Consider the following 18,845-nt stretch of genomic DNA (forward strand, 5'->3'; position numbering starts at 1 on the left):
AGCGCCAGCGCCTGACAAATCAACTCCCATTCCTACATCCTGAGATCCGATCTCACGATGTGGCTATGTATAGCAGTCTGGTGTTGATTGATTCGGGCGTATTCGGTGTTGTGCAAGAACTCTTGTGCAAGAGTTCTTGTGGAAGCTACGGTGACGTCCATGACACCTCCGAACCGGCGGTCCGTGACCCCGTCCGTGCTGGCCGCGATGCACCATCCGCTGCGCCGCCGGCTGCTCGATCTGCTGCATGTCGACGGTCCCGCGACGGCTTCCCGGCTGGCCGGGGCGACCGGAGAACTTGTCGGCAACGTCAGCCATCACCTGAAGGTTCTCGCGTCCGCGGGCGTGATCGTCGAAGCGCCTGAACTGGCGAAGACCCGGCGCGAACGCTGGTGGAAGCTCGGCGACACCTCGGAGTACTCGTGGTCGATCGCCGACGCCCAGGGCGACCCGGCGGGGGAGCTGATCGCGGCCTCGGCGGAGGACGTGAACCTGGCCCACCACGTCGGCAAGGTGCGGCAGTGGTTCGACATCCGGTACGAGTTCGACGAGCCCTGGGTGCGGGCGGCGTACGCGACCGAGAGATGGCTCACATTGACGCCGGCGCAGCTCGTCGAGCTCAGCGAACGGATCGAGGACCTGGTCCGCGAGTACCACGACCACCCGGCCGAGGGGGAGGACGCGCACCGCGTGTTCTTCTTCGCGCACGCGGTCCCCGCCCGGCCATGAGCGCCCCGGTCTTCCCGCCGCTCCGGAGGGACCGCCGGGTGCACGGCTGGATCCTGTCGGCCGGGATCTCCTGGGCCGGTGACGTCGCGTGGTACGTCGGTCTCGCCTGGAGCGCGGCCCAGGTCACCACCCCCGCCGGGGCCGGGCTGGTGATGGGCGTCGGCGCGCTGCCGAAGGCGTTGATCCTGCTGTACGGCGGCGCGCTCGCGGACCGGCTCGACGGTCGGCGGACGATGATCCTCGCGAACCTGGCGCGGATCGCCGTACTCGCCGTCGCCTCGGTGGCGGTGCTGGCGTGGGGGTTGTCGCTCGGGCTGCTGATCGCGGTGGCGGTCGTGTTCGGGGCGGTCGACGCGCTCTACACGCCCGCGTCGGGGACGCTGCCGCGCCGGATGGTGCGCACCGAGGACCTGGTGAAGCTGTCGGCCGGTACGCAGCTGGCGACGCGGTTGGCGACGTTCGCGGGTGCCCCGTTGGGTGGGTTGCTGGTCGCGAATGGCGGGCTGGTCACGGTGATGCTGGTGGACGCGGCGTCGTTCGTGGTGATTGCGCTGGCGCTTGCCTTCGTGGTGAAGCCGCGGCTGCCCCAGCCGGCGTCGTCCGGACGATCCGTCCGTGCGGATCTGCGGGACGGGTTCGCGTACCTGAGGCGCGACGTACGGGCGCGGACGCTGGTGATCGCGTTCTCCGGACTGAACCTGTGCGTCGGGCCGGTGCTCGCGGTCGGGCTGGTGCAGCGCACGCACCGGGCGGGCTGGGGGCCGGCCTGGTTCGGGTGGTTCGAGGCCTGCTCCGGGATCGCAGCCGCGGCCGGCGCGCTGGCGGCGATCCGGTGGAAGCCGGCCGACCTGGCGCGGTCCGGGCTGCTGGCGCTGGTCGTGCAGGCGGCCGGGTGCGCGATGATCGGGGTGGTGCCGCGGCTGGCCGTCTTCGTCGCGATGGCGATGATCGGCTGTACGGCGGGGATCGCGTCGGCGCAGCTGTCGGCGGCGTTCCAGCAGTCGGTCGATCCGTCGTACCTCGGGCGCAGTTTCAGCATCGTGAACCTGTCCGACGAGGCACTGATGCCGCTCGCGATGACCGGGTTCGGCGCGCTGATCAGCCTGTCGAGTATCTCGGTCGCCTGCGGGGTGGTCGGCGTACTGTTCGCGGCGCTGATGCTGTGGGCCGCGACCCGGGTGCGTCCGCACGTAGACTCGGCGGGTGCCCGAGTGGGAGACCGTCCGTGAGTTCACCCTCAGCAACGTCGAACGCCCCGCGACCCGCACCCGCAACCGCATCGACTGGGGCCCGAACGCGATCCGCGTCCCACCAGGCCCGAGAGACGACCGAGTCCTCGAGCCCTGCGCGTACGTCGGCCCCGACCGCACCCTGTACGTCGACCCCAGCCTGACCCAACTCCTCTGCCGGGTCGTCCCGCAGTCCGACCACACCTGGTCGGTCGTAGACGCCACCAACACCGAACTCGGCACCATCACCCGCCTCCCCTCGACCCACCCCGTCCTCCGCCCCAACTGGCGCATTACCCAGCCCGGTCGACCTGAGGTGCTGGGTCGTACCGAATGGTTGAGCGGCCCGCCCGCCCGGCTTGCCGCGAAGGCCGCGGGCCGGTTGCTCGTCGGCGTGCTCGACGGGCTCACCGGGATCGGGGAAGGGGGTGGCGACCAACCGGTGAAGGCGCGGACCCTGGAGTGGCACGCCGGCGGCGAGGTCGTCATGTACTCCGAGGGCACCAACCTCATCACCGTCAAAGCCGACTGGCTGGACCGCCGGCTCGCCTTCGCCTACTGCCTGATCGCCACATGAGTCGGCGCACCGCACTCCGGACCGCGGAGCTGGTCCGCTCCGGCGAGCTGACCGCGATGGAGGTCGTCGAGGAGGCCCTGGACGCCGCCTGCCGGTTGGATCCGGTGCTGCACTTCCTGGAGGAACTGGACGCCGACGGAGCTCGCCGGGCGGCGGAGCGGGTGGATCCTGCTGGACCGCTGGCCGGCGTCCCGTTCCTGGTGAAGGCGCGTACGCCGCCGGAGTCGCCGATCCTGACCCGCCTGACCGCGGCCGGCGCGATCCCGATCGGCTGGTCGACCCGGGCGCGGAGTGGTGCGGTCTCGCTGACGTTCGGCTGGAACGGGCACGAGTACACCCGCAACCCGTGGGACCTCACCCGCTCACCGGGCGGTTCCACAGCGGGCGGGGCAGCCGCGGTCGCGGCAGGCGTCGTACCCCTGGCAACCGGCGGCGACAGCGGCGGCTCACTCCGCATCCCGGCCTCGTTCTGCGGCATCGTCGGCTTCAAAGGCACGTACGGCCGCATCCCCCGCCCCACCGGCGGAGGCTTAGGCGAACTCACCACAGCCGGCTTCCTCGCCGCCGACCTGGACGACCTGATCCAGGCGACCAGCCTCACCACCGGCCCCCACCGCCTGGACCCAACCGCCTTACCCCACTGGCCCGTACCACCGCTCGACCAGCGCCCGTGGCGGGTCGCGTATCGCCCAACGCTCGGCGCCTGCCCACCGGACGCAGGCGTCGATCGAGTGATCCGACAGCGTCTGGCCGAGTGCGGCGTACAGGTGGTAGACGCACCGCTCGACCTGGCCCCGACCGACGAAGCCTGGCCGGTCCTGTCAGCCCTCGACAACGGCCGAGGCATGACAGCTGCTCAAGTCCAACGAGCACGAGAAATCCGAGACCACAACAACACCTCCCTCGCCGACCTCTTCACCCAGGTCGACGCCCTGATAACCCCCACAACCCTGACAGTTGCCCACGGCTACAACCAACACGAACAATCCATCGTCACCGGCGACCCCTGCTGGACTTTCAACGTCACCGGCCACCCCGCAGTCAGCGTGCCGGCAGGCCTGTCAAACGGCCTCCCAGTAGGCGCCCAAGTAATCACCCCCCACGGCGCAGACGCCACCGCCCTAGCAGTAGCCCACCGACTCCAAGCACCCCTACCCCGACCGGCGATCAGCTAGCAGCTTCCGGTATTCCTCAAGCGATCCCAACCCCACCTGCCGCCGTCGTACGTCGACTTGGTCGGGGTCCGCCAGCGGCTGTGGCTCCAACGCACCGTCACCCGTCATCCGGAACTGCGTGCCGTACACCTGCTGCTTGCCCTCAGCCACCAGCACCCGATCTGTGAGGTAGGCCTCGTGACCAGCATCGGCGTCGCCTGCTCGCACGGCCTCGCTCAACAGTTCGAGGCAGCGGCGCTGGAACGCTGGATCCCGGTCAGCATGCTGGACCAGCAACCAGGCCGCTTCCGCTCCGTCCGAGCCGACCAGGGCATAGCCAGGCCAACCGTGCGCGGCGAGGACCTCCTTCATTCGCGTGGTGTTGCCGGCGTCCACCATCAGCAACTGCTCCAGCGTCTGGCGTTCGGCCGTGCTCAGGTCCTCCTCCGGTACGCCGTTCGTGAGGCGCGGGTGTTCGTCGAGGCGCCGGCGCGCGTGCTGGTCCGTTGCGACCAGTCGCAGCAGCTCTTCACGTAGTTCGGGGTTCATGGGTGTCGTTCGGCGCGCCAGTTCTTGATCATTTGGTCCATGTCGGCGTGGATGAAGGCGAAGAAGTCGGCGGCTTCGGTGAGGCGGTGGGCGACGGGGGAGCCGGCGGGGAAGAGGGTGGCGCCGGAGCGGCTGGTGGATTCCCATTCGCTGAGGGCGAGGTTGCGGCGTTCGAGGATTGCGGCGAAGACGTCCTCGCGGATCCGGTAGTGGTCCTTGCGGGAGCCGGGGATTCGTTCGCGGGAGATGAACGAGACCTGGAGTAGCTGCCGGACCGCGCCGGACACCGCCGGCTGGCTGATCTTCAGGGATTCGGCGAGCTCGGCCGCGGTCAGCGAGCCGTCGGGGCTGACCAGCATCGCGCCCATCACCCGGGCCGACATCGTCGGTACGCCGCTGTTCGCCAGCACGCCCGCGAAGCGCTCGACGAACTGGCTGACTGCCTCCCGGCTCGGTTCCTCCGCCATGGTTGAAGCTTACAGTAATCGGATTTATCGCAAGTATCACAAACTTCTGATAACTTGAATTTCATGACCACGACCACCCCGGAGTCGACACTGACCGGCGCCCGCCGGTTCGGTGTGCTCATCGCGCTGTGTCTCGCCGTACTCGTGCTCGGTCTCGACACCACCGTGCTCAACGTCGCGCTGCCGACCCTCGCGAAGGACCTCGACGCGTCCACCGGCCAGCTGCAGTGGATGGCGAACAGCTACAACCTGGTGCTCGCCGCGCTGCTGCTGCCGGCCGGTCTGCTCGGCGACCGGTACGGGCGGCGCAGGATCATCGCGATCGCGCTCACCCTGTTCGGGCTCGCGTCGCTTGCCTGCGCGCTCGCCGACTCGGCCGGTCAGCTGATCGCGGCGCGGGCGTTCCTCGGCATCGGTGCCGCGATGATCGTTCCGGTCGCGCTCTCGCTGATCACCGTGCTGTTCCGCACCGAGGAGGAGCGGAAGAAGGCGATCGGCTTCTTCGTCGTTGCCAACAGCATCGGTATGCCGCTCGGCCCGATCGTCGGTGGTCTGCTGCTCGACCACGCCGGCTGGCAGTGGATCTTCTTGATGAACGTCCCGATCGCGTTCCTCGCCGCGCTCGCGGTGACGCTCCTGGTGCCGGAGTCGCGCAGCTCACGACGCCCGGCGATCGACTGGCTCGGCATCGTGCTGTCCAGCGCCGGGCTGGCGACCTTGGTGTACGGCGTGACGAAGGCGGGCGAGACGTCCTGGTCCGGCGCGGTCACGATCGTGTTCCTCGGGCTGGCCGTCGTACTGATCGCCGGGTTCCTGGTCTGGCAGCGGCGGTGCTCCGAGCCGCTGATCGAGCTGCGGCTGTTTCGCGAGCGGGTGTTCACCGGCGGCGCCGTACTGCTGACGGTGTCGGTGTTCGCGATCTTCGGGCTGCTGTTCACGATGCCGCAGTACTTCCAGGGCATCAACGGCTCCGACGCGTTGCACACCGGGCTGAAGCTGCTGCCGTTCATCGGCGGGATGACGGTCGGCGCGAAGCTGGCCGAGCCGGTGGAGTCGCGGATCGGCACGCGGCTGGTGGTGATGACGGGGTGTGTCGTGATGGCGGCCGGGTTCGTGCTCGGCGCGTTCACCGACCTCGGCACCGGGTACGGGTACACCGCGATCTGGTTCGTGGTGGTCGGTTTCGGGCTCGGGTGTTCGATGCCGCAGGCAATGAACGCCGCCCTCGGCGTGCTCGACCCGGAGCGGGCCGGGACCGGATCCGGGCTGCTGCAGGCCTTCCGCCAGGTCGGCGGCACGGTCGGTGTCGCCGTACTCGGTACTGTGCTGAACTCGGTCTACCGGCACAACGTGGACACGACCGGTCTGCCGGCGCAGGTCGCGGACGCGGCGCAGCGGAGTCTCGCGGGTGGTCTCGCGGTGGCGGCGAAGACCGGTTCGGCGGGGCTGGCGAGCAGCGTGCGGGACGCGTTCCTCACCAGCCTCAACACCACGATGTGGGTCTCCGGCGGCATCGCGGTCGCCGGCGCGGTCCTCGCCGCGACGCTGATGCCGAAACGAAAAGCTGCCCGCCCTCAGGAGGACGGGCAGCCGGTGATCAGCTGAGCTCGAGGCCCGGGTACAGCGGGTGCTTGTCCAGGATCTCGGCCGAGGCGGCCTTGGTCTTGTCGGCGACGCCGTCGGCGAGGACGTACTTCGCCTTCGACGGGGCGCCGGCGGACGTGGTGGTCGGAGTGGTCGACGACAGGACATCGACGATCAGCTCGGCCACCCGGTCGAACTCGTCGGCGCCGAACCCGCGCGTGGTCAGCGCCGGCGTACCGATCCGGACCCCGGAGGTGTACCAGGCACCGTTCGGGTCCCGCGGTACGGCGTTCCGGTTGGTCACGATGCCCGCGTCGAGCAGCGCCGACTCGGCCTGCCGGCCGGTGATGCCGTACGACGAGACGTCGAGCAGAACGAGGTGGTTCTCCGTGCCGTCCGTGACGAGCTTGACGCCGCGCTTCATCAGCCCCTCGGCGAGCGTGACCGCGTTGTCCGCGACGGCCTGCGCGTACGTCTGGAACGAAGGCTGCCGCGCCTCGGCCAGCGCGACCGCCTTCGCGGCCATCGTCTGGCTGAGCGGGCCGCCGAGCACCATCGGGCAGCCGCGGTCGACGGACTCGGCGTACTCCGGCTGGCAGAGCACCATGCCGCCGCGTGGGCCGCGCAGCGACTTGTGCGTGGTCGTGGTGGTGACGTGCGCGTGCGGGACCGGGTCGAAGTCGCCGGTGAACACCTTGCCCGCCACCAGGCCGGCGAAGTGCGCCATGTCGACCATCAGCGTGGCACCGACCTCGTCGGCGATCTCGCGCATCGTGGCGAAGTTCACCTTGCGCGGGTACGCCGAGTACCCGGCGATCAGGATCAGGGGCTTGAACTCGCGCGCCGCCCGGGCGACCTCGTCGTAGTCGAGCAGGCCGGTCTCTGGGTTGGTCCCGTACGAGTGCTGGTTGAACATCTTGCCGGAGATGTTCGGCCGGAAACCGTGCGTCAGGTGACCGCCGGCGTCCAGCGACATGCCGAGCATCTTCTGGTCGCCGAGCGCCTTGCGGAGCTTGGTCCAGTCCTCCTCGGTCAGGTCGTTGACGTGCTTCGCGCCGGCCTCGGCGAGCGCCGGGGACTCGATCCGCTGCGCGAGGATCGCCCAGAACGCGACCAGGTTCGCGTCGATGCCGGAGTGCGGCTGGACGTAGGCGTGCGGCGCGTTGAACAGCGCCTGCGCGTGGTCGGCGGCGGCCTGCTCGACGGTGTCGACGTTCTGGCAGCCGGCGTAGAAGCGGTGCCCGACGGTGCCTTCGGCGTACTTGTCCGACAGCCAGTTGCCCATCGTGAGCAGGGTGGCGGGGGAGGCGTAGTTCTCGCTGGCGATCAGCTTCAGCGAGGACCGCTGGTCGGCCAGCTCGGCCCGGATCGCGCCGGCGATGGTCGGCTCGACCGCGGCGATCACCTGCAGCGCGTTGTTGTACGCGGCCGACGCGGCGGCGGCGTCGAAGGTTTGAGTCATCGTTGTCTCTCCTGCGGTTGCAGTGGGTCGAGGGCACCCAGGCGCACGGTGCCGACGGGTTTCGCTCCCCGGTGGTTCTCCACCTTCAGCGCGCCAGTCGCGACGTCGTTCACCCTATCGTGCGCTCGAGGATCCTTTCGAAGGGAGTCGTCCGCGGAAGCGTCCCGAACACGCCGCCCCAATCGCCCGCGAGCCGGGACGCGACGAACGCGTCGGCGACCTCGGGCGTCGAGTGCCGGACGAGCAGCGAAGCCTGCAGACAAAGGGCCATCCGTGCGGCCAGTCTGCGCGCGCCGGCTTCCGCGTCGTGGTGATCGGCAAGCGCTTGCAGTACACCCTCGACGGCGGCGTCCAGCCGGGCGTCCGCGCCTTGTACGGTGCCGACCTCGAGCAACCAGGCCTCCAGCGACTCGGGCTTCTGGAGCGCTCGCAGTACGTCGAGCGCGTTGACGTTCCCCGACCCTTCCCAGATCGAGTTCAACGGCGACTCCCGGTAGAGCAACGGCAGCCCGGACTCCTCGACGTACCCGTTCCCGCCGAGACACTCCAACGCCTCCGCCACCATGAACGGCGTCCGCTTACACACCCAGAACTTCGCCAACGGCAAACCGATCCGCCGGAACGCGGCCGCCTGCTGGTCGTCCACGGCCGCGGCGAGGCGCATGGCGAGGGCTGTTGCGGCTTCGCTCTCGATGGCGAGATCGGCGAGCACGTTCTGCATCGCGGGCTTGTCCGCCAGCAGGCCACCGAAGGCGGAGCGGTGACGGGTGTGCCAGATCGCCTCCACCAGCGCCCGCCGCTGGAGCGCCGACGACCCGAGCACGCAATCGAGCCGGGTCGCCGCCACCATCTCGATGATCGTCCGTACGCCGGCGCCCTCCTCGCCCAGCCGGTACCCGATCGTCCCGTGGAACTCGACCTCCGACGACGCGTTCGACCGGTTCCCGAGCTTGTCCTTCAGCCGCTGCAGCGCGAACGGGTTCCGATTGCCGTCGGCAAGCACCCGCGGTACGACGAAGCAGCTCAGGCCGTCCGGCGCCTGCGCCAGTACCAGGAAGACGTCCACCTGCGGCGCCGAGCAGAACCACTTGTGCCCGTCCAGCTGGTACACGTCTCCGACCGGCGTCGCGGTCGTCAGGTTCGCCCGTACGTCGGACCCGCCCTGCTTCTCGGTCATCCCCATCCCGGCCAGTACGCCGCCCTTCGCCGCGGCCGGCAACCGCCGTACGTCGTACTCCGTGGACGCCAACTGCGGCACCCACTCCGCCGCGAGCTGCTCGTCCGCCCGCAGCGCCGGGACCGCGGCGTACGACATCGAGATCGGGCACCCGTGCCCCGGCTCCACCTGCGACCAGAGGTAGAACCCGGCCGCCCGGCGCAGGTGCGGCGCGGGGCGGTCGCTCGTCCACGGCGCGGCCTGCAGCCCGAACCCGACGGCCTGCTCCATCAGCCAGTGCCACGACGGGTGGAACTCGACCTCGTCGATCCGGTTCCCGTACCGGTCATGGGTCCGCAGCACGGGCGGGTTCTGGTTCGCCGGGAGGGCGTGCGCGCGGGCCTCCTCGGACCCGGCGAGCTCACCGATCCGGGTCAGCGCGGGATCGTGCGCGAACTCGGCGTACGGGCGCAGAGCGTCACCGAGCGCCGCATCCCGCGTGAAGAAGTTCACGCCCCGCAGTGGGGGAGCCTGGTTCGTTACCGCGAATGGGTCCGCCATGTCAGTACGGTAAGCGGTATGGCACGTTCTGGGGCAGGACCCACTGGTGGGAGCTCCCTCTCATTGGCATGGGTTCGCAAGGTCCCCGCGACGACCTGGAAGCTGCTCACCCAGACGGTCGGGGTGTGTCTGCGGTACCGGGTCACCGGTCTCGCGGCCGAGGGGGCGTTCTTCGCGATCCTCTCGCTGCCGCCGCTGATCTTCGGGCTGGCCGGCTCGCTCGGCTACATCGCGAGCAGGTGGTTCGAGGTCGAGACGATCAACGACGTCAAACAGCAGATCGTCGACCTGGCCGCCCGGGCGCTCACCGACGACTCGATCAAGAGCGTGATCTCGCCGACCCTGGACCAGGTGCTGAACGGCGGCCGGCCGGACGTGATCTCGATCGGGTTCGTGCTCTCGCTGTGGTCCGGCAGCCGCGCGCTGAACGTGTTCGTCGACACCATCACGATCATGTACGGGATGGGCGGCAAACGCGGCATCGTCAAGACCCGCGCGCTGTCGTTCAGCCTGTACTGCGCCGCGCTGATCATCGGCGTGATCGTGCTGCCGCTGGTGCTGGCCGGCCCGGATGCGGTCGACGCCCTGTTGCCGCACCGCCTGGACTTCCTGAACCAGCTGTACTGGCCGGTGGTCACAATCCTGTCCGCGGGCTTCCTGAACACCCTGTACCACCTGTCGGTCCCGATCCGGACGCCGTGGGTCTCAGACCTGCCCGGCTCGTTCCTGGCGCTGTCGATCTGGATCCTCGGCAGCTTCGTGCTCCGCTGGATCCTGCAGAGCACAGTCGGCGGTACGTCGATCTACGGCCCGCTGGCGGCACCGATCGCGGTGCTGATGTGGCTCTACATGACCGCGATCGCCGTACTGATCGGTGCTGCCCTGAACGCGGTCGTGGACCGGCTGTGGCCGCACAAGGCGCACGTGACCGAGGTCAAGAAGGAGGAGCCCGCGCCCGTCGCCGGGAAGGACGACGAGGTCGAGCCGGTGATGAAGGCCGAGCCGGAGCAGCACCACGAGCACCCGCAGCCGCTGACGCCGGTGGAGTCCGAGGCGCATGCGGAGGCAGCGCGAAAACTGGAGGAGCTCGCGGAGCAGCCGCGGAACATCCCTCCGGCCGTCCGGAAGGGCCTCAAGAAGGCGGTCAAGAAGGCGCCCGCGGAGCCGGACCGGAAGGCCGCGCGGGTCGGAAAACCGGGTGCGCAGGGGGATGACGACGACCTAGGCTGACGGCATCGCGACAGACGGTCCTGGCTGGACCGCACAGGACCCGAAGGGAGGCAACCCGCCATGAGCTTCGAACAGGCCATCCGGCCCGTTGTCTCCCGCACTGTCCGGCCGCGGAGCTGAATCCGCGCGGCCGGCCCTTCGAAAGGTTCGCCGCATGTCAGCCACACTCCAGGCCCTGGGACTCGACAGCTCCACGGCCGAATGTCTGCACACCGTCCCCGCGGATCTGGTCCCGGGACGGGTCGCCCGGGTCGACAAGGGCCTGGCGACGGTCTTCACCGAGGACGGGCCGGTCCGGGCCAGCTGGTCCGGGGCGCTGCTCGCCGAGATCGCCTCAGACGCCCAGGCCGGCCCGTGTACGGGCGACTGGGTGGTACTTCGCTTCTGGCCGGACGACCGGATCACGGTCGAGTCGGTGCTGCCCCGCCGGTCGGCGATCGTCCGCGCGGAGGCCGGCCGGTCCTCCCGTGGGCAGGTGCTCGCGTCGAACGTCGACGTGATCGCGATCGTCGTCGGCCTGGTCCCGGAGCCGAACATCGTCCGGATCGAACGCTTCATGGCGCTGGCCTGGGAGAGCGGTGCGCGGCCGGTCGTCGTACTGACCAAATCGGACCTCGTGCACGATGCCGACCTGCTGGCCGAGGACGTGGCCGCGGCTGCGCCCGGGGCTGACGTACTGGTGTGTAGCGCGAGCACGGGCGCCGGTATGGACGCCGTACGTGAGCTGCTGGCCGACAACGCGACGCTGGCGTTGCTGGGGTCCAGTGGTGCGGGTAAGTCGTCGCTGGTGAACGCACTGGCCGGTGTGGAGCTCCTGGACGTGCAGGACATCCGGGAGGACGGCAAGGGACGGCATACGTCGGTACGGCGCGAGCTGATCGTGCTGCCGAGTGGCGGCGTCGTCATCGACACACCTGAGCTGCGGGGGATCGGTCTGCAGGAGAGCGGGGAGGGCCTGGCCGCGGCTTTCCCGGACGTGACGGAGCTGGCGGAGCAGTGCAAGTTCAAGGACTGCTCGCACGAGTCCGAGCCCGGTTGCGCCGTACGGGCGGGTCTCGAGGACGGGACGTTGCCGTACCGGCGCTACGAGAGCTGGGTGAAGCTGCAGCGCGAAGCGGCGTACATGGCGCGGCGGGCGGACGTGCGGCTGCGGAACGAGGCGAAGAAGGAGTGGGTGCGGGCCGCCAAGTCGTACCGTCGGGACTGGAACCCTCGTCAGTAGTGAAAGGATCGGTTGTATGAACCGATCAGTGCTGGTGACAGGGGCTTCGCGGGGGATCGGTGCGGCGACGGCGCGAGCCTTCGCCGCCGCGGGGGACCGGGTGGCGGTGCACTACAGCTCGTCCGGGGAGGCGGCCGCCCAGCTCGTGAAGGAGCTGCCCGGGTCGGGGCATCTCGCCGTCCAGGCGGACCTCGCCGATCCGGACGCGATCGAGGCGATGGTGTCGGACGCGGCGACCGCGCTGGGCAGCATCGACGTACTCGTGAACAACGCCGGCGTCTACCACCCGCACCGGATCCGGGAGACGACGTACGCCGAGTGGCAACAGGCGTGGACCGATACCCTGGCCGTCAATCTTGTTGGTCCCGCCAACGTAACGTGGTGCGCCGTCCGGCACATGACCAGGGGCGGCCGGATCGTCAACGTGTCGTCGCGCGGCGCCTTCCGCGGCGAACCGAACCAGCCCGCGTACGGCGCCTCGAAAGCAGCGATCGTCTCCTTCACCCAATCCCTCGCCCGCGCACTGGGCCCTGAAGGAATCGCTGTCACCGCCATTGCCCCTGGCTGGACGGTGACCGACATGGCCGCGGTCAACCTGGCCGGCGAAGGCTACGACCGCCGCCGCCTGGAAAGCCCGCTGGAACGCGTAGCGGACCCGTCAGAGGTGGCGGCTGCCATCCGCTACCTGGCTTCGGCCGAAGCGGAGTTCGCCACCGGCACCGTCCTGGACTTCAACGGCGGCTCGTACCTCCGCATGTAATCCAGTCGCCGAGGTGTGGAGGACTGGCTAAGGTCTCCTCGTGCATCGCATCATGACTCCGCCGGCCGCCGCTTAGCGGACGGCTTCCCCCACGCGCCCAGGTCCTGCGACCTGGGCTTCTTCGGGCTGTTCGCAGACGCCCCTTACTCGTAGCGAACGATCCTGGAGTGTCCGATGCACCATCGGCGTGCCCTTGTCCTCGTAGTCCTTGCCGCCCTCGCCTGGGGCACCGGCGGCCCCACCGGCGCCCTGCTCTCGCAGTACGCCGGCCTGTCCCCGCTCGCGATTTCCTTCTGGCGCCTGGCTGCCGCAGCGGTCTGGCTGTTGCCTGCCGTACGCCGACGTCCTGTGCAGCCACGTGCTGGTTTCAGTGGCGTCGGCCTGGCTATCTGCCAGCTCGGTTACTTCACTGCAATCCCACGTGTAGGCGTTGGGATCGCCACGGTCATCGCTCTTGGCGCCGCACCGGTGATCATCACCATCGCCGCCCGCGAACGCCTCACTACTGCCACCTTCACTGCCATAGCAGGCCTGGTCCTCCTCACAGCCACAACCGGCACCGCCAACCTCACCGGCATAGCGGCAGCCCTGGCCTCAGCTGCCGGCTACTCGCTAACGACACTCCTGAACCGCAAGAGCCAAGACCCTCTGACAACAGCCCTCGTTGGCTTCACCACCGGAGCCCTACTACTAGCCCCGTTCGCAGCACTCCCAACCACGTGGACGGGCTGGCTCCTGATCGCATACTTCGGCCTGGTCCCCACCGCACTGGCCTACACGCTCTTCTACGCCGGCCTAACAACCCTCAAGGCATCAACCGCAGCAGTAATAGCCCTACTGGAACCAGTAGTAGCCACAGCCATCGGCATACTCGCTTTCCACGAGCACCTAACTGCCCTGGCCCTCACCGGCGCCGCAGTACTCCTCTTGGCAGTCGCCGCCCAAGCCCGCCGACACTGAAAAGGCGGCGTGGTCAGCCTTCGCTGACCACGCCGCCTGTCGTGGACGATACTGGGATCGAACCAGTGACCTCTTCCGTGTCAGGGAAGCGCGCTACCGCTGCGCCAATCGTCCAAGCGCTGTAATGAGGTGGAGACGGGATTCGAACCCGTGTACACGGCTTTGCAGGCCGTTGCCTCGCCTCTCGGCCACTCCACCACTGAGAGCCGAACCCTCTCCGAGCGGACGACCGGGTTCGAACCGGCGACCTCAACCTTGGCAAGGTTGCGCTCTACCAACTGAGCTACGTCCGCGCTTCGCTGCGAGCGTTTCCGCTCCCTGCGAGAGCAGAACAGTAGCGCACTTTTCGCGTCCGCAAAAACCGGATTCCAGGCCGTTCCGGGACGCTCCGCGCGACGCACGATGCACGCCGATGCTGTCCACTCGCCACGCCGTCGGATCAGGCCCGCAAGGTCACGAGATCGACGCTTTCGAGGTACTCCGGATCGCCCCGGAGATCGATCGCGGCGACACGCCCGCCGACCACCGTGAAAGAGAACACAATCAACGGTTCGCCGCGCTGCATCCACACCAGGCCGGGCATCCCGTCGACGAGTACGAGCTTCGCCGCGCGCGCCCGCCCGGTGAAGGCCTCCGCGACCTCGGCGGCGCCGGACAAGGGCGACATCGTCGACCCGTACGACGCGGCGCTCGCGTCTCCGCGCACCACGACCTCCGGGTCGAGCACCGTGAGCAGCGCGGTGAAGTCGGCTTCGCGCGCCGCGGTCAGGAACGCGGTCACGACCTCCTTCTGGCGCAGGACATCCACGTCGGTCGGTTCCGGCGTACCGCGGACCCGCCGCCGGGCCCGGCTCGCGATCTGCCGCGCCGCGGCCGGCGACTTCTTGATGATCGGAGCGATGTCCTCGAACGGTACGGCGAACAGGTCGTGCAGCACGAACGCCAGCCGCTCGGCCGGCGACAGCGTCTCGAGTACGACGAGCAGCGCCAGCCCGACCGAGTCCGCCTGGATCGCCTCGAGCTCCGGATCCGGCACGCCGTCGTCGGCCAGCACGGCGGAGTGCTCGCCGACCGGGAGCTCGGGCCGCCCGCGCCGGGACCGCAGCATGTCCAGGCAGATCCGCCCGACGACCGTCGTCAGCCAGCCGCCGAGGTTGTCGATCGCCTCGGTGTCGCTGCGGCTGAGCCGGATCCAGGTCTCCTGGACCGCATCCTCGGCCTCCGGCTCGGAGCCCAGGATCCGGTACGCGACGGCGCGCAGCCGGTCCCGGTTCTCCTCGAACCGCACTGCCAGCCAGTCGTCCCCGGTCATCTCGCCCAACCTCTCACCTGTCACACTGTGCGGCCCAGCGCCGTCACACGACTGACGAAGCCCGACGGCGACATGTGACAGAGGAGTGCGCGATGACGGAGGCAGCCCGCCCGCCGGCGGTCCGCAAGCAGGACACCCTGGACCGGCTGGAGAAGGACGTCGACGCGTGGGTGTCGACGGCCGCGCTCGACGGTACGCCGTACCTGATGCCGCTCTCGTTCCTGTGGACCGACGGGACGCTGCTGCTGTCGACGTCGCGGACGAACCCGACGGCACGCAACCTGAGCGCGAACCCGCGGGTGCAGCTGACGCTCGGCGAGGTCCGCGACGTCATCCACGTGACCGGTACGGCCGAGGTGGTCGACGCGACCGACGCCGAGGGCGCGGCGTTCGCGGCGAAGGCCGGCTTCGACCCGCGGCCGCTGCCGAACTACCCGTTCTTCCGGGTGACGCCGACCAGGATCCAGGCGTGGCGCGAGGTCGAGGAGCTCAAGGACCGCGTGCTGATGAAAGGCGGCCGCTGGCTGGTCTGACCCGGTCCTGCGATTGATGCCGTCCTCTGTCGCGCGGCAGAGGCGGCAGCTGGAAGTTCCGTCTGCGCACCGATGAGCCGGGCGGCCCGCCGTACCTACGCTTCCGGCGTCATTCCCAGACGCAGGAGGAGAGAATGCGCATCATCGGCACAGCTGTTGCCACACTGTCCATGGTTTCCAGCATGGTGTCCGGAACTCCGCAGCAGCTCACCTGGCACGGCTGCAGCACCGGCCCTGACGATGAGGTCGGCGCGAGCCTGGATGCGGCCGGGGCGTCGTGCGCCGAGCTCCAGGTCCCGTTGGACTACAGCGATCCGAACGGCCGGGCGATCACCCTGGCCATCGCCCGGAGGAGCGCGACGGACACCCTGCACAAGCAGGGCACGCTGGTGGTGAACGTAGGCGGCCCGGAGGCGTCACGGCAGGGCATCAGCTGGTTACTGGAGAAGAACCCGGGCCTGGCTGCGAAGTACGACGTGGTGGGCGTCGACCCGCGGTTCTTCGGTCGCAGTACGCCGCTGGAGTGCGGTTACCCGACCGACGAGTACCTGCGGAGCGTGCAGTACGGCAGCCCGACCAGGCGCGACTTCCGGATCAGTACGGCGATCGCACGCGACCTGGCTGCCCGGTGTGCGCCGTACCAGGACCTGTTGCCGTACGCGTCGACGCGGAACATCGCCCGTGACCTGGACAAGGTCCGTGAGCGCCTCGGCGTACAGCGGATCTCGTACTTCGGGGTGTCGTACGGGACCTACTTGGGCGCCGTGTATCTGCAGCTGTTCCCGTCACGCGCTGATCGCGTAGTACTGGACAGCTCGCACGCTCCGGACAGCTATGGGCCCAACTGGACGCGTGAGACCGCACCAGCCGACGCAGCAGCCCTGGCGGACTGGGCCGGCTGGGCGGCGCGTCACAACGCCGGACTCGGTGCGACCAGGTCCGCCGTACTCGCAGCGATCGACCGGATCGCCGCAGCGACTCCACTGCAGGTCGGCACGCACCAGGTGACGCGGGCGATGCTGCCTGGTCTGTTGCTGACCGTTGACGACACAGACGCTTCGTACGCCGAGTTCAGCGCTCAGGTGCGCGTACTGCGAGACGCTGCCGCCGGGAAGGACGTCACGCCGACGCCCGCGCAGGAGCAACGCTTCCAGTTGTACGACCTGACCGACGTCGTGCCGGAGTTCAGCTTCAGCGCCAACGTGGCGAACCAGTGCGCCGACCGTGCGACCTCCCGCGACCCGGAGACGTACTACCACGACATCGTCAGCCACCGGGCAACTGAGCCGCTCTTCGGACCTCTGGCTCGGGACATCAACCCCTGCGCGTTCTGGCCGACCGCACCGAGCGAAGAGCCGACTGTTGTCGGTAACAACCACCAGGCCCTCATCCTTAGTGCCTCTGGCGACCCCGTGCTGCCGTACACCGGCCAACTCGCTATGCACAACGCTCTGACGGGCTCCCGCATGGTCACGTTGCAGGACAGCTATCGGCACGGCGTGTACGTCGCTTCCGCGTGTGTGGACGCCATTGCCGACTACTACCTGTCCAGTGGACGTCTGCCGTCGCGTGACGTGTCCTGCTTCGAGCCAGGGCGTACGAGACCGGCCTCATAGGCGAACACCACGGCCTGTACACGGTCGCGGATGCCCAGCTTCGCCAGGACGCTGCTGACGTGGGTCTTGACCGTTCCGGCCGACACTGTGAGGCGCTCGGCGATCTCGGCGTTCGACCAGCCGCGGGCGATCGACACCAGCACCTCCCGCTCGCGGGCGGTGAGTCCGTCGACGGCCCTGGCCGCGGCTGGATCAACAGCAGGCTCGACACGTTCGAGCAGCTGATCCAGCAGCCGCCGGGTCGTCGACGCGGCCAGTACGGCGTCACCGGCGTGCACAGTTCTGATCGCGGCGAGCATGTCCTCGGGTGGCGCGTCCTTCAGCAGGAACCCGCCGGCGCCGGCACGGACAGCGGCCAGCACGTATTCGTCGAGGTCGTACGTCGTCAGCATCAGCACGGCAGGCCCCGGGGTGATCCGCGCGGTGGCCTCGATCCCGTCGAGCTTCGGCATCCGGACGTCCATCACCACCACGTCGGGCCGTAACCGGCGTACCTGCTCGACCGCGGCGAGGCCGTCGCCGGCCTCGGCGACGACGGTGAGGTCGGGCTGCGAGTCGATCACCATCCGGAGGCCCGCGCGGACCAGCTGCTGGTCCTCGGCCAGGACGACGCGGATCATGCCGGAATCGTGGCCGTCAGCAACGACCCGCCGCCGTCGCGGGACCGCAGCTCTACCGTGCCGCCGTACGCCGCGGCGCGCTCGCGCATGCCGATCAGGCCGTAGCCCCGCGTGCGGGCCGGGCCGTGCGTGCGGGCCGGGCCGTGTGTGTGGGCGGGGCCGGCGCCGTTGTCGGCGACGGTGATCTCCACGCGGTCCGCTGTCCAGCGGACCGATACCTCCGCGTGTGCGTCCGGTCCGGCGTGCTTCATGAAGTTCGTGAGTCCTTCCTGGACGATCCGGTAGACGGTCAGCCCGAGGGCCGGGTCCACTGTGCTGGGTGCGGCCTCGATCGTCGCCTCGACACTCTGGCCGCCGGCCCGGACCTGTTCGATCAGCCCGGTCAGCTCGCCGGGGCCGGGCGCGGGTGCGTTGGGGCGTTCGCCGGAGCGCAGCACGCCGAGGATCTGGCGCGTCTCGGCGAGTGCGGCGCGGGCGTGCTGCCCGATCGTCGCGAGCGCCGTGATCGCCGGGTCCCCGGCGGGGTGGTTCGCGGCGTACCGGCCGCCGTCTGCCTGCGCGATCACAACGGCCAGCGAGTGCGCGACGACGTCGTGCATCTCCCGCGCGATCCGGGTGCGCTCGGCGAGTACGGCGAGCAGGCGCTCCCGTTCGGCCTGGGTACGACGTACCCGCTGGAGCGAGCCGACTGCCCACGCGGCGACCACTGTGCTCGCCAGCAGTGCCCCGATGACCAGGTGAGCGGCTGTCGTGTCCAGCAACCGCGGCCAGGCCAGTGCGCCGAGCACTGCGCCCACGAGCGCGCCGCCGAGCGCTCCCCGTGCCAGCCAGACCGAGCCGTACGCCGCGGCAGCGTGCACCGCGATCGGCACTGCCAGGTCTGCCGGTACGGCGCTCACCGTGTTGCGAACGGTAAGCCACTGCACAAGCGCCGCCACCGCAACCGCCACGACGCATGCGGCCGGCCAGCGCCGCCGTACCGTCAGAGGAAGCACCAGCAACACAGAGAACACGAAGTACTCGACAGGCGCACTCAAGGCCCAGCCGACGGCTAGGACTACCGCTAGAAGCACGCCGGCCGCTACAGAGTCCACAGCTGTCCGATGCGACCGTAAGTAGCTCTC

Annotated in this window: 18 protein-coding genes, 3 tRNA genes and 1 riboswitch; of the genes, 11 read left to right on the forward strand and 10 right to left on the reverse strand. The window is 69.3% G+C overall.

Annotation, left to right across the window (positions count from 1 at the left end; all coding sequences use genetic code 11):
- Nucleotides 1-159 precede the first annotated feature (159 nt).
- The 4 genes from ACFV9C_RS35590 to ACFV9C_RS35605 are packed head-to-tail and all read left to right on the forward strand — an operon-like array spanning nucleotide 160 to nucleotide 3,710.
- Entirely contained in the window at nucleotides 160-729 is a 570-nt protein-coding gene (locus tag ACFV9C_RS35590; protein ID WP_380200654.1) for a winged helix-turn-helix domain-containing protein, read from the forward strand.
- Nucleotides 726-1,958, forward strand: a complete 1,233-nt coding sequence (locus tag ACFV9C_RS35595) for an MFS transporter (RefSeq protein ID WP_380200656.1) — start codon at nucleotides 726-728, stop codon at nucleotides 1,956-1,958. The genes ACFV9C_RS35590 and ACFV9C_RS35595 overlap by 4 nt, the downstream gene beginning before the upstream one ends.
- A complete protein-coding gene (locus tag ACFV9C_RS35600) occupies nucleotides 1,933-2,535 on the forward strand; it encodes a hypothetical protein (protein ID WP_380200658.1) in 603 nt (200 codons plus the stop codon). Before ACFV9C_RS35595 ends, ACFV9C_RS35600 begins: the two co-directional genes overlap by 26 nt.
- Nucleotides 2,532-3,710, forward strand: a complete 1,179-nt coding sequence (locus ACFV9C_RS35605; RefSeq protein ID WP_380200660.1) for an amidase — start codon at nucleotides 2,532-2,534, stop codon at nucleotides 3,708-3,710. The genes ACFV9C_RS35600 and ACFV9C_RS35605 overlap by 4 nt, the downstream gene beginning before the upstream one ends.
- Here ACFV9C_RS35605 and ACFV9C_RS35610 read toward each other — a convergent pair.
- Both ACFV9C_RS35610 and ACFV9C_RS35615 read right to left on the reverse strand, forming a co-directional pair.
- On the reverse strand, nucleotides 3,687-4,238 hold the full coding sequence (locus tag ACFV9C_RS35610; RefSeq protein ID WP_380200662.1) for a DUF6624 domain-containing protein: 552 nt from the start codon (nucleotides 4,236-4,238) through the stop codon (nucleotides 3,687-3,689). The two genes, ACFV9C_RS35605 and ACFV9C_RS35610, sit on opposite strands and share 24 nt — an antisense overlap.
- A complete protein-coding gene (locus ACFV9C_RS35615) occupies nucleotides 4,235-4,705 on the reverse strand; it encodes a GbsR/MarR family transcriptional regulator (protein WP_380200664.1) in 471 nt (156 codons plus the stop codon). The genes ACFV9C_RS35610 and ACFV9C_RS35615 overlap by 4 nt, the downstream gene beginning before the upstream one ends.
- Nucleotides 4,706-4,768: 63 nt before the next feature.
- Between ACFV9C_RS35615 and ACFV9C_RS35620 the strand changes: the two genes are divergently transcribed.
- Complete coding sequence (locus ACFV9C_RS35620; RefSeq protein WP_380200666.1) at nucleotides 4,769-6,310, forward strand: DHA2 family efflux MFS transporter permease subunit; 1,542 nt, start codon at nucleotides 4,769-4,771, stop codon at nucleotides 6,308-6,310.
- Here ACFV9C_RS35620 and ACFV9C_RS35625 read toward each other — a convergent pair.
- Together ACFV9C_RS35625 and ACFV9C_RS35630 are read right to left on the reverse strand one after the other, a co-directional pair.
- On the reverse strand, nucleotides 6,303-7,751 hold the full coding sequence (locus ACFV9C_RS35625) for a glycine hydroxymethyltransferase (protein WP_380200668.1): 1,449 nt from the start codon (nucleotides 7,749-7,751) through the stop codon (nucleotides 6,303-6,305). The two genes, ACFV9C_RS35620 and ACFV9C_RS35625, sit on opposite strands and share 8 nt — an antisense overlap.
- Before the next feature lie 28 nt (nucleotides 7,752-7,779).
- A riboswitch (ZMP/ZTP riboswitch) is annotated at nucleotides 7,780-7,862 on the reverse strand.
- Complete coding sequence (locus tag ACFV9C_RS35630) at nucleotides 7,861-9,468, reverse strand: acyl-CoA dehydrogenase family protein (RefSeq protein WP_380200670.1); 1,608 nt, start codon at nucleotides 9,466-9,468, stop codon at nucleotides 7,861-7,863. It overlaps the preceding riboswitch by 2 nt.
- 63 nt (nucleotides 9,469-9,531) lie before the next feature.
- On the opposite strand from ACFV9C_RS35630, the gene ACFV9C_RS35635 reads away from it, so the two are divergent.
- The 4 genes from ACFV9C_RS35635 to ACFV9C_RS35650 all read left to right on the forward strand — a co-directional run bounded on the left by ACFV9C_RS35635 (nucleotide 9,532) and on the right by ACFV9C_RS35650 (nucleotide 13,640).
- Nucleotides 9,532-10,698, forward strand: coding sequence for a YihY/virulence factor BrkB family protein (locus tag ACFV9C_RS35635; RefSeq protein WP_380200672.1), 1,167 nt, complete (start codon nucleotides 9,532-9,534; stop codon nucleotides 10,696-10,698).
- Between the two features lie 154 nt (nucleotides 10,699-10,852).
- The gene (gene rsgA, locus ACFV9C_RS35640; RefSeq protein ID WP_380200674.1) at nucleotides 10,853-11,920 is read left to right on the forward strand and encodes a ribosome small subunit-dependent GTPase A; all 1,068 of its coding nucleotides are present in this window, start codon (nucleotides 10,853-10,855) and stop codon (nucleotides 11,918-11,920) included.
- 16 nt (nucleotides 11,921-11,936) lie between these two features.
- Complete coding sequence (locus ACFV9C_RS35645) at nucleotides 11,937-12,680, forward strand: SDR family NAD(P)-dependent oxidoreductase (RefSeq protein ID WP_380200676.1); 744 nt, start codon at nucleotides 11,937-11,939, stop codon at nucleotides 12,678-12,680.
- A 468-nt stretch (nucleotides 12,681-13,148) separates the two neighbouring features.
- Complete coding sequence (locus ACFV9C_RS35650; RefSeq protein ID WP_380200678.1) at nucleotides 13,149-13,640, forward strand: EamA family transporter; 492 nt, start codon at nucleotides 13,149-13,151, stop codon at nucleotides 13,638-13,640.
- Between the two features lie 42 nt (nucleotides 13,641-13,682).
- Here the strand turns inward: ACFV9C_RS35650 and ACFV9C_RS35655 are convergent.
- The 4 genes from ACFV9C_RS35655 to ACFV9C_RS35670 form a co-directional block, all read right to left on the reverse strand.
- A tRNA-Val gene (locus tag ACFV9C_RS35655) sits at nucleotides 13,683-13,754 on the reverse strand.
- Between the two features lie 13 nt (nucleotides 13,755-13,767).
- A tRNA-Cys gene (locus ACFV9C_RS35660) sits at nucleotides 13,768-13,838 on the reverse strand.
- Between the two features lie 22 nt (nucleotides 13,839-13,860).
- Nucleotides 13,861-13,933, reverse strand: a tRNA-Gly gene (locus ACFV9C_RS35665).
- 146 nt (nucleotides 13,934-14,079) lie between these two features.
- Complete coding sequence (locus ACFV9C_RS35670; protein ID WP_380200680.1) at nucleotides 14,080-14,952, reverse strand: sigma-70 family RNA polymerase sigma factor; 873 nt, start codon at nucleotides 14,950-14,952, stop codon at nucleotides 14,080-14,082.
- Between the two features lie 92 nt (nucleotides 14,953-15,044).
- Between ACFV9C_RS35670 and ACFV9C_RS35675 the strand changes: the two genes are divergently transcribed.
- Both ACFV9C_RS35675 and ACFV9C_RS35680 read left to right on the forward strand, forming a co-directional pair.
- Nucleotides 15,045-15,485 carry a pyridoxamine 5'-phosphate oxidase family protein gene (locus ACFV9C_RS35675; protein WP_380200682.1) on the forward strand — a complete coding sequence of 147 codons (441 nt, stop codon included), beginning with the start codon at nucleotides 15,045-15,047 and terminating at the stop codon, nucleotides 15,483-15,485.
- 134 nt (nucleotides 15,486-15,619) lie between these two features.
- Nucleotides 15,620-17,101 carry an alpha/beta hydrolase gene (locus ACFV9C_RS35680; protein ID WP_380200684.1) on the forward strand — a complete coding sequence of 494 codons (1,482 nt, stop codon included), beginning with the start codon at nucleotides 15,620-15,622 and terminating at the stop codon, nucleotides 17,099-17,101.
- Here the strand turns inward: ACFV9C_RS35680 and ACFV9C_RS35685 are convergent.
- The gene (locus ACFV9C_RS35685) at nucleotides 17,026-17,721 is read right to left on the reverse strand and encodes a response regulator (protein WP_380200686.1); all 696 of its coding nucleotides are present in this window, start codon (nucleotides 17,719-17,721) and stop codon (nucleotides 17,026-17,028) included. The two genes, ACFV9C_RS35680 and ACFV9C_RS35685, sit on opposite strands and share 76 nt — an antisense overlap.
- On the reverse strand, nucleotides 17,718-18,716 hold the full coding sequence (locus ACFV9C_RS35690) for a sensor histidine kinase (RefSeq protein WP_380200688.1): 999 nt from the start codon (nucleotides 18,714-18,716) through the stop codon (nucleotides 17,718-17,720). The genes ACFV9C_RS35685 and ACFV9C_RS35690 overlap by 4 nt, the downstream gene beginning before the upstream one ends.
- Between the last annotated feature and the right edge of the window lie 129 nt (nucleotides 18,717-18,845).

It is taken from the genome of Kribbella sp. NPDC059898 (assembly GCF_042730855.1).
GTDB lineage: Bacteria > Actinomycetota > Actinomycetes > Propionibacteriales > Kribbellaceae > Kribbella.